The organism is Oxalicibacterium faecigallinarum, from assembly GCF_014635705.1.
Classification (GTDB): domain Bacteria; phylum Pseudomonadota; class Gammaproteobacteria; order Burkholderiales; family Burkholderiaceae_D; genus Oxalicibacterium; species Oxalicibacterium faecigallinarum.
On record NZ_BMDI01000001.1, the window covers coordinates 680,771 to 698,698 of the forward strand.

The 17,928-nt window shown below is 48.8% G+C and carries 15 protein-coding genes; 2 read left to right on the plus strand and 13 right to left on the minus strand.

Annotated features, from left to right (window positions below):
* Window positions 1–92: 92 nt before the first annotated feature.
* From IEV29_RS03370 to IEV29_RS03410, 9 genes are all read right to left on the minus strand, one after another.
* Window positions 93–461, minus strand: coding sequence for a copper-binding protein (locus tag IEV29_RS03370; protein WP_188379850.1), 369 nt, complete (start codon window positions 459–461; stop codon window positions 93–95).
* Window positions 462–478: 17 nt separating this feature from the next.
* Window positions 479–3,631 (minus strand): efflux RND transporter permease subunit, encoded by a 3,153-nt coding sequence (locus IEV29_RS03375; protein ID WP_188379851.1) that lies wholly within the window; start codon window positions 3,629–3,631, stop codon window positions 479–481.
* Entirely contained in the window at window positions 3,628–5,118 is a 1,491-nt protein-coding gene (locus IEV29_RS03380) for an efflux RND transporter periplasmic adaptor subunit (RefSeq protein ID WP_188379852.1), read from the minus strand. Before IEV29_RS03380 ends, IEV29_RS03375 begins: the two co-directional genes overlap by 4 nt.
* On the minus strand, window positions 5,115–6,290 hold the full coding sequence (locus tag IEV29_RS03385) for a TolC family protein (protein WP_229726200.1): 1,176 nt from the start codon (window positions 6,288–6,290) through the stop codon (window positions 5,115–5,117). Before IEV29_RS03385 ends, IEV29_RS03380 begins: the two co-directional genes overlap by 4 nt.
* Before the next feature lie 203 nt (window positions 6,291–6,493).
* Window positions 6,494–6,793 carry a hypothetical protein gene (locus IEV29_RS03390; RefSeq protein ID WP_229726201.1) on the minus strand — a complete coding sequence of 100 codons (300 nt, stop codon included), beginning with the start codon at window positions 6,791–6,793 and terminating at the stop codon, window positions 6,494–6,496.
* 312 nt (window positions 6,794–7,105) lie between these two features.
* Window positions 7,106–8,212, minus strand: a complete 1,107-nt coding sequence (locus IEV29_RS03395) for a hypothetical protein (protein ID WP_188379854.1) — start codon at window positions 8,210–8,212, stop codon at window positions 7,106–7,108.
* Window positions 8,213–8,276: 64 nt separating this feature from the next.
* Complete coding sequence (gene iteS / locus IEV29_RS03400; protein WP_188379855.1) at window positions 8,277–10,610, minus strand: S8 family anti-phage peptidase IteS; 2,334 nt, start codon at window positions 10,608–10,610, stop codon at window positions 8,277–8,279.
* Window positions 10,576–11,733, minus strand: a complete 1,158-nt coding sequence (iteA, locus tag IEV29_RS03405) for an anti-phage ATPase IteA (protein ID WP_188379856.1) — start codon at window positions 11,731–11,733, stop codon at window positions 10,576–10,578. Before iteA ends, iteS begins: the two co-directional genes overlap by 35 nt.
* An 87-nt stretch (window positions 11,734–11,820) precedes the next feature.
* Complete coding sequence (locus tag IEV29_RS03410) at window positions 11,821–12,768, minus strand: tyrosine-type recombinase/integrase (protein WP_188379857.1); 948 nt, start codon at window positions 12,766–12,768, stop codon at window positions 11,821–11,823.
* Window positions 12,769–12,952: 184 nt separating this feature from the next.
* Between IEV29_RS03410 and IEV29_RS03415 the strand changes: the two genes are divergently transcribed.
* Complete coding sequence (locus IEV29_RS03415) at window positions 12,953–13,972, plus strand: DNA-binding protein (RefSeq protein WP_188379858.1); 1,020 nt, start codon at window positions 12,953–12,955, stop codon at window positions 13,970–13,972.
* A complete protein-coding gene (locus IEV29_RS03420; RefSeq protein ID WP_188379859.1) occupies window positions 13,969–15,171 on the plus strand; it encodes a hypothetical protein in 1,203 nt (400 codons plus the stop codon). The genes IEV29_RS03415 and IEV29_RS03420 overlap by 4 nt, the downstream gene beginning before the upstream one ends.
* 371 nt (window positions 15,172–15,542) lie before the next feature.
* Here the strand turns inward: IEV29_RS03420 and IEV29_RS03425 are convergent, their stop codons facing one another.
* The 4 genes from IEV29_RS03425 to IEV29_RS03440 form a co-directional block, all read right to left on the minus strand.
* Window positions 15,543–15,947, minus strand: a complete 405-nt coding sequence (locus tag IEV29_RS03425; protein ID WP_188379860.1) for a diacylglycerol kinase — start codon at window positions 15,945–15,947, stop codon at window positions 15,543–15,545.
* A gap of 108 nt (window positions 15,948–16,055) precedes the next feature.
* On the minus strand, window positions 16,056–16,481 hold the full coding sequence (gene flgB, locus IEV29_RS03430) for a flagellar basal body rod protein FlgB (RefSeq protein ID WP_188379861.1): 426 nt from the start codon (window positions 16,479–16,481) through the stop codon (window positions 16,056–16,058).
* 178 nt (window positions 16,482–16,659) lie between these two features.
* Window positions 16,660–17,037, minus strand: coding sequence for a hypothetical protein (locus IEV29_RS03435; protein ID WP_188379862.1), 378 nt, complete (start codon window positions 17,035–17,037; stop codon window positions 16,660–16,662).
* A 75-nt stretch (window positions 17,038–17,112) separates the two neighbouring features.
* Complete coding sequence (locus IEV29_RS03440; RefSeq protein ID WP_188379863.1) at window positions 17,113–17,910, minus strand: hypothetical protein; 798 nt, start codon at window positions 17,908–17,910, stop codon at window positions 17,113–17,115.
* Window positions 17,911–17,928 lie beyond the last annotated feature (18 nt).

The window sequence follows — 17,928 nt, forward strand, 5'->3', positions numbered from 1 at the left end:
GGCGTCGGAGTATATTTCGCCTTTCACGAGATCTCGAGCGACCTATCTTTCAACGCCCTGGCGCGTCTAGTGACGTAGAGCAGCTCGGAGTATTACTTTGAAACCGATAAAGTCGTTACTGTTGCGGTTCCATCTATATTCTCAACAGTAAATTTCACCTTATCTCCCACTTTCACATTTGAAAGCAGTGCTTTGTCTTTCACTGCAAACTGCATGGTCATCGGCCCCATTTCTACCGTCGAACTTTTGATACGCCCATGTTTCAACGTAATGCTTTTGTTTTCTTTATCGATGGCTCTAACTTCCCCCTCCGATAAAGCTGTTGCACTTGTTGGTTTAGCTGGCATGTTATCCATCTTCATCCCTGCCATGTCCATACCTTTGCTTTGGTCAGCGTAAGCAGTCATAGTCAGCAGAGAGAAGCTACAGACGGCCACTAGATTTAAAAGCGACTTTTTCATTTGATACTCCTTAGTAGTTAAATTGATTTGTTTCGTACTGCTAAACGTAATTTGCGTTCTTGAAGCAAACGCCATGCTGCTGGAATCACAAACAGCGACAACAAAGGTGCGGTAATCATCCCGCCGACCATAGGTGCAGCAATTCGCTGCATTACTTCAGAGCCGGCGCCGCTACCAAACATAATCGGGATAAGTCCGGCCAAGATAACTGCCACTGTCATGGCTTTGGGGCGCACACGCAGTACAGCCCCTTCTCGTATCGCTTCCGCAATGAGTTCATTGGTCAACGGCAGCCCGGACTGCAATCGCTGATTCAATGAGTTGCGTAGATACACCAACATCACGACGCCGAACTCAGCCGCCAGACCTGCCAATGCAATAAATCCAACCGCAGTAGCCACCGAAACGGCATGACCGAGTAGCCACACAAACCAGAAGCCGCCAATAAGTGCGAAAGGCACCGTCAGCATGAGAAGGAATGCTTCCGATATAGAACGGAACGCCAGATACAGAAGAATGAAGATAACCGCCAGCGTCAACGGAATCACTGTTTGCAACTTTGCGACGGCTCGCTCCAAATATTCAAATTGCCCCGACCAGCCAATTGAATATCCAGGCGGGAGTTTTACTTCTTTTGCCACCGCTGCCTGCATTGCCTTCACAGCTGAGTGCAAGTCGGTTCCACGCACATCAACATAGACCCAGCCAGAAAGCCGTGCGTTCTCGCTGCGTATCATCGGCGGCCCATCGGCCACCTTGATGTTCGTAATATCACCCAACCTTACTTGAGCACCTCTCTCTGTGACGATAGGAAATTCACGTAGTGTTTGCACAGAGTTACGGTAATCCTGCGGGTAGCGGACATTGATAGGAAAGCGCTGGCGACCGTCTACAACTTCACCGATGTTTTCTCCACCAATCGCAGATGAAATCACCGACTGCACGTCCGCCACCGCAAGGCCATATCGTGCGGCTTTTGCTCGGTCGATATCGACATCGATATAACGTCCGCCGCTTACACGTTCCGCCAGTGCAGAAGTTACCCCCGGCACTTTTTTTACGACGGCTTCGATTTGCGTGGCGATTTTGTCGATTTGTCCGAGGTCGGCACCAGATACTTTCACACCGATAGGTGTCTTGATACCGGTCGAAAGCATGTCGATACGGTTACGGATAGGCGGCACCCAAACATTCGATAGTCCTGGAACCTTGACTATCCGGTCTAACTCTTCAATAAGTTTTGCAGATGTCATACCGGCACGCCATTGGTCTTTCGGTTTGAACTGAATAGTCGTTTCAAACATTTCCAACGGCGCAGGGTCAGTTGCCGATTCCGCGCGGCCGGCTTTGCCAAATACAGTTGCAACTTCAGGTACCGTCTTGATGAGGCGGCCTGTCTGTTGCAGCAGTTCACTGGCTTTGGATGCAGACAGTCCCGGCAATGCAGAAGGCATGTACAGCAAATCACCTTCGTCCAGCCGCGGCAGGAACTCGCCCCCTAGCTGGGACAGCGGAATCACCGTCAGGACAAGAGCAATAAACGCAATCACAATAGTCCATTTCGGATGCGCCAGACTTGCATTCAACCAAGGCCGGTAGGCGCGTATCAATACGCGATTAATCGGATTCGATGCCTCGCTTGGAATACGTCCGCGAATCATGTACCCCATCAGTACAGGAATCAAGGTAATCGCCAGTCCGGCCGCCGCAGCCAAGGTGTAGGTTTTTGTATAGACCAACGGCGCGAATAGCTTGCCCTCCTGCGCTTCCAAGGCGAATACCGGAATGAAAGAAAGCGTAACGATAAGGAGCGAGAAGAACAGTGCCGGCCCAACCTCAATAGCCGACTCTGCAATCAAGTCCCATCGCTCACGCGCACTAATTTCCTGATTCGGATGCGCGTGCGAATAGGCTTCCAGATGCTTGTGCGCATTCTCAATCATGACAATTGCTGCATCGACCATCGCACCGACGGCAATGGCGATACCGCCCAAGGACATCAGATTGGCATTGACCCCTTGGTAGCGCATCACAATGAATGCGGCAAGAACGCCCAGAGGTAGCGAGATGATAGCGACCAACGCACTGCGCAGATGAAACAGGAAGATGGCGCAGACTAGTGCGACCACGACAAATTCTTCAATCAGCTTGTCGCGGAGATTGGTCACTGCCGCCTTAATCAGTTTCGAGCGGTCGTAGGTCGTGACGATTTCCACGCTTTTGGGAAGCGAGCTTTGCAAAGTGGCTAGTTTTGCCTTGACTGCCTTGATAGTTTCCAGCGCGTTCTTGCCGGAGCGCATGACAACAACGCCACCTGCGACTTCCCCTTCACCATTCAAGTCCGCAATCCCGCGACGCATTTCAGGACCAATGCGAACTGTCGCCACATCTCTGAGCAATACTGGCGTACCCACATCATTTGCATTCAGTAGGACATTGCGAAAATCTTCCAGTGAATGCAAATACCCGTGCGAGCGCACCATGTATTCGGTCTCGGCCATTTCGACAACGGAACCACCGGATTCTTGATTTGCCTTCGCCAATGCATCGAGCACCTTTGCATGCGAGATACCGAAAGCACGTAACTTGTCTGGATCGAGGATGACTTGATACTGCTTCACCATGCCTCCAATGCTGGCGACCTCGGCTACATCGGGAACGGTTTTGAGTTCGAACTTCAAAAACCAATCGTTCAATGTCCGCAACTGACTGAGGTCGTTTTGCCCCGTGCGGTCGACCAGCGCATATTCAAAGACCCAGCCGACTCCCGTTCCATCCGGCCCAAGCTCGGCGCGCACACCTTGAGGCAAGCGGCTTTGCACCTGGCTGATGTATTCCAACACTCTGGAGCGTGCCCAGTATTGGTCCGTCGCATCGTCAAAAAGAACATACACAAACGAGTCGCCAAAGAAGGAATAACCGCGAACGGTCTTTGCACCGGGAACAGCCAACAGTGCCGTGGTCAAAGGGTAAGTGACTTGGTCCTCAACTATCTGCGGCGCCTTGCCGGGATACTGGGCACGAATGATGACCTGCGTGTCCGACAGGTCTGGCAATGCATCCAACGGCGTCTTGTTCAAGGAACATAGCCCCCATCCTGCGATGACGACCGCAGCAAGCAGTACCCAGAATCGATTGGCAATAGACCAGCGAATAATTCGCGCAATCATTGCTTGCCTCCAACCGGCTTCACACTTTCGAGCAGGTAGCCGTCGTCGTTTTCCTTGAACGAGAACTCCACTTCCTGTCCTGCTTTTATCTCGCTGAATAGATCAGGACGAGACTTGTTAAAGTCCATAGTCATCGCACCCCATTCAAGTTCCGGAATCGGCTTGTGCGAAATGGTTAATGCTTTCGGCGTTACTTTCTCTACTGTACCAATGCCCCGATGAATAGGAGACGCTGCCGGCTGCATTGCCTGGCTGCTTCCGGCAAACTTAGGTAGCACCGATTTCAAACTAGCTTCCGAATCGATAAGGAATTGCCCCGAGGCGACCACTTTCTGCCCCTCACTCAATCCACTCAAAATCTCGGTATCGCTTCCGGTATCCCGACCAGTCGTCACCACCACAGGTTGCATGCTGTTGTTTTCGCCAACCACTAAAACGATGGATTGCTTGCCGCTTGCAATCACGGCTTCGCTCGGAACCAGAAGTCGGGAAACTGGCCTCTCGGCATTCAGGCGAACGCGCATGAGCATGCCTGGCGTGAGGCTGCCATCACGATTATCCAATTCAAGACGAGCCTGCAAAGTCCGCGTCACAGTACTGATACCCGGCAGGATTTCGCGGACCTTGCCGCTGTATTTTCTATTCGCGTCACCGGAGAATGTAGCTTCGACCGTCATACCGGAGCGGACTGTATTGCTCAGTGCTTCGGGCACTTCTGCTACCAGCCACACCTTGTTTAAACCGGCGACTTTTGCAATGGTCATACCTGGCGTTACCATCGCGCCATCGCGTACGGACAACTCGGTGATGACGCCAGCAACTGGAGATGTCAGCGTGAAGTGCTTTTGTGATTGCCCGCTGCGGTCCGCCTGATTTATCAATCCGTCCGGGATAGACATCGCTCGCATTCTTTGTCGAGCGGCTTCCGCCAGTTCGGTATTTCCACCACGCTTGAGTGCCAGATATTCCTCTTGCGGTGCAATCCAGTCGGGAACGAAAATAGAAGCAATTGCCTCACCGCGCTTAATGCGTTGCTGTGGTGAACGGGCATACAGCTTGTCGATGTATCCCGTCACGCGGCTTTGTACGACTTCCGATGCACTTTCATCAAACTGCGTTGTGCCAACCGTTTCAAATGCATCCCGTACTTCTTCCCGTCTTACGGTCGCAAAGCGAATGCCGAGATTCTGTTGAAGCGTGGGACTGATTTTTACCCCACCATCTTCCGAAGCTTCATCCGCATAAACCGGAACCAACTGCATATCCATGAAAGGGCTTTTGCCAGGTTTATCGAACTTGTTTCCCGGGACCATAGGGTCGTGCCAATACAGGACTTTGCGCCCGGTCTTCGGGTCAACTTTCTCAGTTGCTGTGCCAGATGTAGCGTCATCCATACTTCTTTGCGTGCCGAACCAATACCCGCCAAACACGAGACCTGCACCTGCAAATACCAAGCCTATCGCTTTCAATGCGAACTTTGATTTCATTTCATTTCTCCTGCAGAAACCATGTCGTGTGGAACCACGTGATATTCCAGAGTCGCCCAAGTCAGCGCCGCTTCTCTTTCAAGCTCGGCTATTTGCAGCCGTCGTTCCAATAACATTTTTTTCGCATTGAAAACAGCACTCAGACTGCCAGCACCCGAACGGTAGGCTGCGCTTGCCAGTTCCACCTGGTGTGATGCAGTCGGAAGCAACTGCGCGTTTAGTTGCGTTACACGGGATTTGAGACTTTCAAGAGTGGATGACTGGTTTTCGATTTCAGTCTGCAGTTCACGCAATGCCTCTACGTACTGCATCCTAGCCTTGGTGCCTAAAGCAGATTTTTCAGCGATGTCGCGATTCTGTTTTTGTGCGCGATTAACGGCCAAAGGAATGCTGATGCCAAATGACACCATGTTTGAATACTGGCTGCCGCGCTGACTATAGGCAGCTTCAACCGACCAGTCTGGGTTACTTTCACGAGACGCTACCGTGCTATCAGCATCTGCGAGATTGACCGCTCGGCGCGCAGACAAAAGCATCGGATGATATTTTTCGAGTTCTTCGACAGGCAACCCAGGCACATGTGAAGTCAGCTTGGGTGTCTCGTCGGCGACAGTGGCGGCTGGCATGCCCGTCCAGCGACTTAACGCAAGACGTGCATTCTTCAAATCCTGTGTGTTCTTGCGCGTTGCATCCTGCGCTTGAGAGAGTGTCAATTGCGCTTGCATTACGTCCGAAGCGTTTGCCTTGGCACCTCGATGGGCAGCATTCATCGCATTCAGGTCTTCGGCGGCTACTTTTTCCATCGCACTAACCAATGCCAAGGTGCGCTGACCGTACAGCACATTGACCCATGCCTTGGCTGCTTCTTCGCGCACCTTAGCAACGCTTTCCAGATAAGTGCTTTCTTCCATTTCAATAGCGCGTTGAGCACGTTCGGACCGTGCAATCCGTTTGTCCGAAGACACCCATTGCTGTTCGATACCAATCCGACGCATGGTCATGAAGTCGCTCGTGGTGCTGTAACGGTCGCTACCCGTCACCGGCAGATTGTCGATGCCAACTTTCAGCATCGGGTCAGGCAACTGGTCGGCTTTCGCGGCTGATTCGCGGCTGGCCAACACAGACGCATTAGCGGCTTTGGTCAGCGATGAACGCTGTAAGGAAAGCTGCAATGCTTCGTTTAATGTGAGCCCATTGGATTGGGCGTGAACAAAAGATGTACCAAAAGCCAGCGTCAGTAAAACGCTGATTCGGCAGAGAGTGCGCGACTGATGATTCAATAGCGCGTGGATACTCAAAAACATATAACCCCCGGTAGAAAAGACGAACGCCGACCTCGGCACAATGCCGGTCAGCGAAACAACTGGGGGTTAAATTAAATGCGGAGTCGTTGCGTTCGGAAATAAGGCGGGTCGACGCCTAATTCCAGAGGAGCGTCTGTCCAGGCTGAAGCCAGAACTGCAGGAACAACCGGCAGAGGTGCCGGCATGATGAATGAAACAATGGTTGGCGCCAGCGATGGTGCGGCGGCCAGATGTTCAAGCGCTAACTGCGTACCTGATTGTTGGGAAGCACAATGAACCGGCTTCTCGATATCCTTCTCCACACAAGGCATGTCACCCATTGCCATCTCCTGCACAGGAGCCGTTGTCTGCGGACAGACGTAGGCAGCCATTGCTATTCCTGAAGTCAGAACAGTCATGACCAAGAAGCAAGCAATTAAGCGGCAAAAAGATGAGAAGGAGTGTCGGCGCATTTGTAGCATTTATAAAACTTTTTACAGTTTAGCGCAATTAATCTATTGCTTGAGCTAGTTATCCAGCTTAAAAAATCTCTATCCACAAAAACTCTGGAGGCAACAAATTTGAAGCAAACCGTTAGCTATTTCGCCTTACAACCGAGTGCATAAATTGACGCGAATACTCGCCTGTACCTTAATTACTCGCACTTGTTTCGTGATATCCCAGTATCGCGAAAAAGATGAAAACTATTGTTTTGACTTAAATGAATCACCCGCAGAAGAATAGGTTGCGTTAGGCGTCAGCGCGAAAATGCATTCAAAATATGGCTTCACCTCGATCCAGCTTAACTTCTGGTCCATCATCGCAACTATATTCCGCCCAACTTCAACGACACCTCCTTGGCTAGAGGCTCTCGCGTAATCAAAAGCTGCTGCCGAATCAGCATGTGCGTGCAAGGATGTGTCTTGGCCGCCATAGGAATGAAACTCACTGATCTCCCCTGCTTTCAAATAGGTCCCGTTAGGACATCTTTCATTGTGTACTGTCTCACGACGCGAGACGTGGCCTTGCGCAAAGCTGTCTTCAACGACATGCAAAAGACTGCCAAAAGCGACCTCATCTACATTCCTTCTCAGGGCGACGTTTCCTAATGTGAACAGATCCTGCACATTCCATTCCGTCTTACCGAAATGTTCAGAGAAACCTGCCACTTCCACATCCCGCAATCGCGTATTCAACTTGTACTCATGCGAGGTAACTCGCCACGCAAACTCAATCCACATAATTATTTTTTGGCGAGTGACTTCCGGCGACTCTCCGTCTTTCGATGCCATGGCATGGAGAAACTGAAGATCACCAAAATGGGAGCGATGCAACAACGAGTATCCGCTATTGGCATCCATACTTACCCCCTCTTTCGCTTTCTTCTCTGCGTCCCAGAAAAGGCCAGCCCAGCACTTCGGTTGCGTTATAAAGCGAACTGTTTCGTCTGTCTTGCAAGGTAGGCTTTTGGCTTGATCGGGATGTAGACGGAATGGTGGGTCGTCGTTCCACCTGACGCCCGCAATGACATAGGGACTGGCCATTCCCAGATCTGGATCGCCACAAAACGTTGAGTCGCCCTCACACCCAAATATTCTTTGGGTTATTTCCTCGTGGACCGGTTCCGTAAACAACGGGAGTCCTTTTAGAGCGGCGCTATTGAGAAGCCTATCGAAAAAGCCAGCATTAAGTCGACTAAGCTTGCGCTCCATTGCCGTACCTTCAGTGGACAATTTAAATGCCCAAGATTCCACCGCAGGGGTCATGACTAGTGCCATTGCACAGATGATACTAAAAAGCTTAGGGAACATCTCTCCTCCTCTTATTATTTGATCTTTTAATCCAGCAAAGCCTTAAACGTTTTCTGTGTTGACCTTACGTGCGCAGATTCACGTCGACGCGTTGTGAAAGATCTTGCGTGATCCAGTTTCGTGCCTCCAGCTCCTGCCGACCCTCACGATAGATATTCTGATTGCCGTCCGTCGAACGCAACGTAATCAGAATAATTACACGCAGCGGCCTTACCAAAGGTGGTTCGAATTCTCGGCGTAGCAATCCAGCCTGCACAGCCCACTGATCGCCGCTCTTACCTTGAAATTCACGCCGGTATGTTTTGACGGTGGACCATTTTCCTCCGTGTTCTAACTGAGCCTTTTCAAATCCGGACATACCAGGTTCGCCGTCTGCAGGAACCTCGCCATTGAAACTCATTTTGCCTGCTGCATCTTGCGTTAGTACGCCAAAGCCGACATCCACGTTGAAACGAACATACTCTGCGCCGGCACCCGGATTCAAAGGAGGTGCATAGGCGACCGTTATGATGACTTCGCCCTTGAGTTTTCCATTCTCATCCCGCATCGACGGTGGAATGGGGTAAGGCGTTTTCCGCCATTTAGTCGAGTCCACGATATCTAGTTCGAAGAGCGCCGTAAAACTGGAATCGGTGTCGTAGAGCACGCTGACTGGGTCGTCCGGCAATCCCGCGCCGTAGTATCGTCGCTCAAAACTGTTTCGATCAGGCGAATTGAGTTGTGCACTATGAATCATCAACGCTTTGACCATCGTGGGCGTCACAGCAAGCGGTGTTGACCGCAGTGGTGACGAGAGCGACTGCCAAGTGTGTGCAGCAACGGATGCCGCAATCGGTGCGGCAAAACTCGTTCCGCATTGGCAATGAAACGTGTTGCCCGGTCCCAGCACATGCACCCCCGTATCCACCGGATCCAATTGGTGATCAGTGTTACCGCCGAAATGCACGATGTCAGGTTTGGGCGTGAACATCGGGCCCGGCCCACGCCGCGAGTAGGGAGCAGGTTCTCCAACCCCTACCATGGTCGTATCGTGATCAAGGTGGGCAATGGAGCCTACGGTCAATGCTCGTACCGAATCGGCTGGGCTCGTCAAACGATCAAAGCGATCTTGTGTATCAATTGGCCAACCGCGCCGGGGCTCGTACACGTAATTTCCAGCAGCGACGACGAACAGAATATTGTAGGTATCGCTCAATGCATCAAGTTCACGACCGAAATGACTGAATTCATCGTCATCGATCAATTCTGCACCGAGCGACAGGTTCCATACCCTGATTTCGGGATGATTTGCCACCGCCGTGCGCAATCGCAAAATGAGATCACTGACCGGCGCACCAGCGGAGTCTAAAGCGCAAACATCATGGATCCGGCATGGTGTGACGGGAAACTGAGCGTGATAGTTATTCAAGCCAGGGCCATCGACGATGAGAGAGCTGACGGCTGTGCCGTGTTCATAGTTGGTATCAGGCGGCAAGATGTAGGTTTCACTACTAGCGACCCATGGCCGTAAAGCGGTTGCATCAGGGGCCACGCCACTATCGAAGACGGCAACGATTGGGAGCCCAGCTGCCGGATTCGCCGCCGTAAATCGCGGAGCGAAAGTCTGCCGGACGCCCCGCGCTGGCGCCGTTGCTACCGGTAACACATCCGGTTCAAGGGTTACGTGCTTGATGCCTTGATAAGAAACAATGCGTTTAAACGTTTCAAAAGACATCGTCGCCATGTCGATCAAAACGATGAATGGACCGGAACGTTGCGCTAAATAGATCGGAGCAAGCTGCAACTCTGCCAAGAAGCCCACGAGGCGCTCTTGAATCAGGTGGGTGGTCTCTGTCCGATAATGCGAAAACAACTGCAGCATTAGCCGCTTTCGGGCCGCATGCATCAACGTAAAAACCTGATCTAACGGAATCTGCCTATACGCTTTGGGCAATCGACGACGCACACCCCATGGTTCCAGCCCTTCGATCGCACTCAGATTAGCCTGTATCTTTTGGATCGTCCGGGTCTGAATAACATGACTGAGACGAACTAATTCACTCTCATAACCAGCAACGAGAAATTCGTTCAACGCACCGTGACCGGCTGGAGACAGGCCCGCCTCCGTAACGAGTTTCACGGGTCGATGCGTCTTTGCAATGGCTTCGTCACGCAGCTTCATGACGAGAACGCTTGGAATGCCAGGATGGGCAACCGATTCCGCATGGAATTCCGGTTGTGCTGCCAATGCCATATTTCTCAAAGATGCGCGAAGCTCGGTCGTTACAGGAACGTGTATCTTGGAGGCCGATCCGCCTGTGTCCGGTGCCGATAAATCCCCCGGACTATGAGAAACGTGCGCGATTGGGTTATTTGTGTTCGCCCTACCTCGCTCTGGTGTATTTCCCCTCGTCGCCATGATCTCCCCTTATGAGATGGTTTATTTGTCTTGTCGAAATGTTATACAGGCGAGCAAGTTCGCGAATGGAAAATGCCTTTGCATCCCAGTCTCGCAACCAGCGCACTTCGTCACCAATCGAGGCGATAGAACGGCCTTGTGCCAAGGCTAATGCCAGCGCCAGTCGGCGAAATAGTTCGCTCTTATCTATCTGTGGCTTGGCATTGAGGATGGCTTTTCTTTTAGTGTCGAGCACGATCTGTTCAATCAACGCGCCAGAAGCGCCAGCAGACTTATCGATTAAGGTATTCCAGTCGAGATCTGCAGGAGCGTACTGTCCAAGCAAGGTCGTCCACATGTCGTCGCGCAGAGCAGGATCCGGCAACGGCATGGAAATTTGAAATGGGAAGCGGCGCCAGATTGCAGGATCAAGCAGCTTCTCGTGATTGGAGGCAGCAATCACAATGACATTCTCAGGAAGCGCATCGATATTTTGCAGTAACGCAATGACCACACGTTGCAGTTCACCGACGTCGCGCTCATTGCCGCGTGCACTTCCAAGGGCATCAAACTCATCTAAAAACAGGACACACGGTCGTTGTTCGGCATGATCGAATACCCGACGCAAGTTTTTACTGGTTTGCCCCAGCAAACTACTGATCAAGGTATCGCAACGCACCGTAAGCAAGGGCAACTGTAGTTCACTAGCAACCCATCTAGCCGTCTGCGTCTTCCCCGTGCCAGGTTGACCAAAGATCAATAAACGTAGAGGTGATGCGGCCTTCGCTGCCCGCAGTTGATCATAGTGGCGCACCGATTCCAGAAAATCACCGATCCGCGCTGCAGTGCCACCTGACAAGTGCAAACGGATGCTATCTTTGGCCGGACGCGATTCATCGATGGTTTCTAGGCGGCTGTCACTATCAACCGGCAAACCAAAGGTGCCCCGTGCGGCATCTTGTGCGTGCGCAATAGCCGTAGGGGCACGTGCCAAACGTTCGCGGATACGTGCGGCCTCCTCCCTCTCTCCTGCCTGTTCTAACTTGTCTGCCAACAAACCAGCATAGTTGGTCGACATGGTCGCGTTGGATTTCAACGCGCCATCGAGAATTTTAAGTACTTCGGAAAGATGGGGAAAAGCCATGAAACGATTTTCGGTTAAAGTGAAACGATATGGGAACATATCGTAACGGAATTTGGCTTTTCCGTATCACTTATATTTAAAAACGTTTCATTTAGACGTGAGTATTGGCGAGACAGCTGCTCGCGTCGAGTCGAATGGATCCTGGGCATCCACGTACCGCATAGCTGATTGAACGTCCTTCCAACCAATGTATGTCATGAGCGTTTTGATATCCCAGCCGCTGCTCATCGCCCAGTTGGCGAATCCGCGGCGCAATGAATGACTGCTGTAAAGCTCGCTAGCTTCCAGTTCACACTGCGCCAGAATAGCCCGAAGGATCGGCGCAACGCTATCGACGTGCAGTGCTGCCTCGCTTACATGACCCCATCGGTCAATGGACCGAAACACGGGGCCTTGTTCAAGCTGCGCCAGATTCTGCCATGCCAGATACGCCTCCACTGGACAGAGTTTTGCCAGCGCAGGCATTTTGAAAGGCGTTCCTCGATATTGACGATCGGCTTTGGTGTGAGGCAGATAGAAAACCATGCCGTGACCTGGTTGAACGACGACACTGTCTACGCTCAGCCTGACCAACTCATCACTACGAAATCCCCTCCAGAATCCAACCAATAACAGCGCCTTATTGCGTAATAAGCGAAGGAGCAACGGCCGGCTGTGCGCCTCTATTGCGGCTGCTATCTCTGCATCTAGCGACTGAGTTGCTGTTTCAAGTTGAGTTAGCAACAGCGGCTTGGCTTGTCGTTCCTGCGCTGGGTGGGTAGCGCGAATGCCGCGCAGCACCTGCCGAACGATCGGGGCCTTCGTTGGATCTGGAAAACCCTGATCTATGTGCCAGCGCGCCAGCCCCGCCAAACGCTGCTTCAAAGTATTGATGGACAGCGTCGCGCCATAATCGGCCAGATAACGAGAGACTGCATCAGCGGTAGCGGGCAAAAATCCACCCCACTCTACTTCGAAGTGCTGGACTGCCGCCGCGTAGCTCTTTTTTGTATTTTCGCGCGTTGCAGCGATCAGGTACTGATCAACTTTATCCATGAATTCTGTTCTTCCAATCGCTGTAGTACGTCTCTTGGCTAAAAACATCGCGCCAAAATAGCCTCACACCGGATAAGCATACATTATCCGATATAAAAAATTATTGTTATCGATGTTCTGAGCTAGTATTTATATTATGTAATTACGTGGTACGTAATTTATTACTTTAAATGCTGGTGACTCTATGGCCAAAACTGGAATCTACAAATCAGATGTTAAAAAAGCCCGTGATTCGATCGTGGCCCAAAACAAACACCCATCCGTGGACGCAGTACGTATTGCGCTAGGCAATACTGGGTCCAAATCGACCATTCACAAATATCTGAAAGAACTTGAATTTGAACATTCCCACCTCCCTACTACCACTGATAGCCTTAGCGAATCCATACAGAATCTCGTCGCTAATCTCGCAAATCAGTTAGTGATTGAAGCTGATGCTCGTGTCGAGGAAATGAGCGTGTCATTAAGAGAACGTGAAAAAAAACTTGAAAACGAACTGAATGCTATTAAGGCGAATAACGCAGATTTACAAAATGTCAGAGCAGATTTAAACAGCCAAGTCACCCTAGCAAATCAAACTATAGAAAGTCTGCGAAACCAATTAAATAACGAAACATTGGCTCGGCGCATAAGTGATCAGAAGACAAGTGATCTTGAAGAGCTTTTGGCTCAGAGTAAAAAACATGTCGAATCGCTTGAGGAAAAACATGCTCATGCAAGAGATGCACTGGAGCACTACCGGGAATCGATAAAGGAACGGCGGGACCAAGAAAACAGGAAGCACGACAGCCAGTTACAACAATTACAGGCTGAGGTGCGAGTCTTGCAGCAGACAATCTCCGTTAAAGCTGAAGAGATCATGCATTTGAATAGAGAAAGTGCCGTCGTTCTAACAAATCTCTCACACGCGAAAAATGCACTATATGAGGAAGAACGTCAAAGAAGGTTGCTGAACGAAGAAATAACTAAGTTAGAGCGACTCAACCAAGATTACAGATTTCAGTTACAAGATAAAGATGTCAAATTTAAAGACCTTAAAGCCGAATTTGAGCAATCCATCAAAACATCTGCTCATCTTATTGAAGACAAAATTGCTCTCGAAAAAACGCTGGCCGTGATGCAGTCGACTTTCGAGGAACATAAAAAAATTCATCAAGATTTTCGTGACTTGCTTCAGAAAAATCAAGAGAGTAAAAAATCGTGAGTCTACAAACGGTAGGATTAATTGGAGTAGCAATCCTGTTTTTAGCTGTGATTCTTTTAATTTGGGCCCTATGTAAAAGCTCAAAAGAGAATCAAGAGTTAGAGATGGAATGTGTTCGCTACAGGGCCAAGCTAGACTCCCTGAAGGAGCAGATTCGCCAATTAGAAACAGAGAAGTTAAATTTAGCTACTTCTTTGACCAAGACCCAAGCTCATTCTATCGAATTTCAGAAACGCGCAGACTTGGAACTAGCGCATAGTAAATGGTGTGACACGACCTTGTTACCACTACCTCCAGATACACCAGAGAGATTGCACAACAACACCCTGAATTTCAAAAACAGTTTGCTTGTAACTCCGAGGAGTCTGTCTCTATACGAATTGCACAAGCGAGACAACTTTTCTATGCCAACATCTTGGGAACTGTATTGGTGCCTTACACACGCAGCTCAGACTGCAATCGCACACTCTAAAATTCTGGTGGAAAATGCCATTACTGAACAGTTTGTTCAGGAACTGAAGAAGCAAGTTCAGCAGTTACCATCTACGACAGGCAATGTTAGAAGATCGCTGAATATCGCTTACTCCGCAATTTATAGCAGTGCCGCACCCAGCTTAAAAGAAGCTGATGTAGGCGCTGATCTTCTTTTAATTGTTGCCGGCACTGGATTGGTTTCTGGCGGCGGTGCGCGATTGTTGTGGATTCAAGCAAAGAAGGCTGCTGCTAGTGCTAACGCATATACATTAGATTGCAGCTACTCAAATACCAAAGTTGTTCAATTGGATGAGTTGAGAAAAGTAAATGTTCCTGAAAAAGGTTCTTTAGCGGCATACATTCAATATTCTTCGAAGTTGATGTTTATACCAGCGTTAGCCCTTTCTTTATACCCTGAGCAGCATAGTGGAAATAGCATCAACCTATCCGAGCACGGTGTTCGATTCCAGGAGTTGGCAACAGCACTTTTATCACTTCCAGTTGTAGGACTTGGTTCTTTTCAGAAACCGCGAGATGTCATCAACTTCATAAAAAATGCTGGGAAAAACAAACCACTCTATGTAGTGGGTTTAACCGAAGGTGGCTACGGACGATGGAATGAGAAGGACATTGTTAATCAGGTGGTTAGTCATTATCGCGGGGAGCTTGGGCTTTCAAATTTGAATAAAAAATCCCAAGAAGGTGGCATAGGTATTGAGCTCTGACTCTTGCGCAAACAGTCTAGGAAAAATCGAGTGCCGGTTGAGCACCGTTTTGTGAGAATAAATGCCTTTCCAGTTGATCTCCCTATCACTTATTGTGCTTTACGTGATGCAGGCGTAGGCAAAACTAGTGGCATATGGCAGGTGTGTCCTTTTGGGCGGTGTACCGAATGCTCTTTGAAATCACTCTTTTCTACCAAGCGCTATGGATCCAGGTTGGAGAAGATGGCCGTTCTGCAGTGCTGGCCGGTATCGCAACATTGACAGAAATAGGAGTCGCCATAATTCGATTCTGGCTGTCATGCGACGTTAGTTCAAAGAGTATTCTGGATTTGAAATACCGCAATGTTGTTCATTCAACATTACATACGACCTTAATTAGTCCATAGCGTCCATAGAATTGTTATCCAAGTTGCTCCTGCAAGAAGAAGAGCAATTAATACAGCTGCACTCCCGTAATCCTTGGCATTCTTGGATAACGGATTTGGGGCCAGTGAAACGCGATCAACAACAGCCTCTATTGCTGAGTTAAGCAATTCTAGTATTAAAACAAGTACAAACACACCAATCAGAAGCAAACGTTCCAAAGATGACACGGGCAGAATACATGCGATCGTAGTCGTGGCCAAAGTAAGCAGTACTTCCTGTCTAAACGCATGCTCATTGCGCCATGCGCTGTGAATACCATCTAGTGAATAACTGAATGCTGAGAAAATTCGACGCACTCCTCTCTTGCTTTTAAATGGGCTGACTTGTACCTCTTCCGCATCGGGAATCATAAAACCACTTTCATTAAATTTTTAGGCTCTACTTTGGCAACCATAAAACAAAACCTTGATGCCAGCCATGGTGAAATTGTGTTTGGCAATTTGCAGTGAATTTTGACTTCAACCTTTCAAATTCTTGAAAAGGTCACTAACAGATTTGTATTCATGAACAGCTTGTTCGAGCGAAAATTGATACCGAATTGATGTATCTATGAACTTACTTTGCTCGACATCGATCTCTACCGTATTACCGTCAATACTTGATTGATAAGGCGTTCGATAAAGTAATGTCGGTAAAACAGAGTTGCTTCCCTGCGTAACCTGCGTTACAGCTGAAACTGGTTGTTCTGGCGTAGACAGAGCCTTTGTTAGCGCACTCTTAAAGTCGATATCTCGCGCTTTATAGTTAGGCGTATCAGCATTTGCAATGTTAGACGCCAGTACTTGCATCCTTCTCTCAAGAATTTGAGTTGATGCTTCCCAAAACCTGTCGTCATTTTTCTTGATGAACGCTGGCGTATCGCCATTATTTTTTATGCCATCCATGAGCTGCTCCTAATGAATTCATAGGAAGTAAAAGTTCATTGCAATGGTCACATCCTCTTTAGATAGAGAATGATTTCGGATCAATCCAACGAAGGATCCGTGGCAATTGCAATGGAATTTTTTACTAGCGAGGAGTTAAATCATTGACTATGACTTAACGCATGCTAGATCTATGGCATCAAAACCAAGGAGGACGAAAAGGAGGCTCTGACTTAAATGCAGGAATCTGCGCGTTGTATTGGTAGGACCTTACAGCTTCGAAAATATCAGATGTAGCAGTATTGAGTACTTCTATTAAAAAAAGAGGGAGATGGCTCGCAGCATGAAGCAATTCATGCTCAATAGCAGATGAGCTTGTTGCTTCATCACTTGATTCTATATTCAAGTTATGCAATAAGACATAGTCCGTGACTGCCGAAGAATAAGCAGTTGAAACGGTATGTTCCAATTCATGAGTTAACCAGTTTGAATGCTTGCTCCATAAGCTGACATTAGTCATAAATAGCATTATGACTATGAGCAAAAAAGTAAGCCGCTTATCAATTGAACCGGTCATAGAAAAATGGAGATTAAAACCTCAATCTATCTGCTATCGCTACAGCGTACAACATAAAAAAGAAAATACAACTATCTAAGAAATACTTGGTACATGTTGCACAACTATTTTTGATGCGCCCGTTTGATTTGCATATTCTTTCCAAAACTCATCAAACTTGTAGCGTCCCAGATCGTCGGATGCACCATCTAGAATCACAACTTGAAGCTCAATCCCGCTCAAGTCGGGCAAAGATTTCCCCCAAACTTCTTCACTTCTAGATTTTTTAAAATCCCAACCGTTTACAGATGTACTTCCCTCGAAATCCATACGAGATACGAGATACAGTCTTTTGGGTCCATCCACATTTGATTCTTGAAGTTTTTTTACCATATCTTCGATATCGGCAAAAAATGAAACTTCAAGAACACGACCACTAAAGACACCAGGGGCCATCAGAACTTCCATCATTTTCTTTTCGAAATCGATTTTTTGATTTCTTAAATTTCTCTCTAAAACCGCATGTGTTTTATCTGACCAAGGATTGCAAAGTTGCAACTTTGGTTTAAGTACCATTGGCGTTGTCGCTTCCAGCGTAAACATCGACACAAGATAAGACTGAGGAATCTCGTCCCGCAACAAACGTTGAAAATAAGCTCCAATCTCACTACCGTGAACAGCACCAATCGGGCCGGATTTATCTCGAAGAATGACGTAATGCCCCATAGGTCCATACAAAGGGCAATACGTTTCTTTATCTATGGCTCCCATACGTCGATCTAATTGAAGTATCGCCATGGTTAGCATGAATATACAAATCAAAGCAGAGCCTAATATGACGTAACGCAATCGCACATTACTCAACCGCTTTATCGTTTTACGCAAACGAGACATGATTTCTCTTTATAGCTT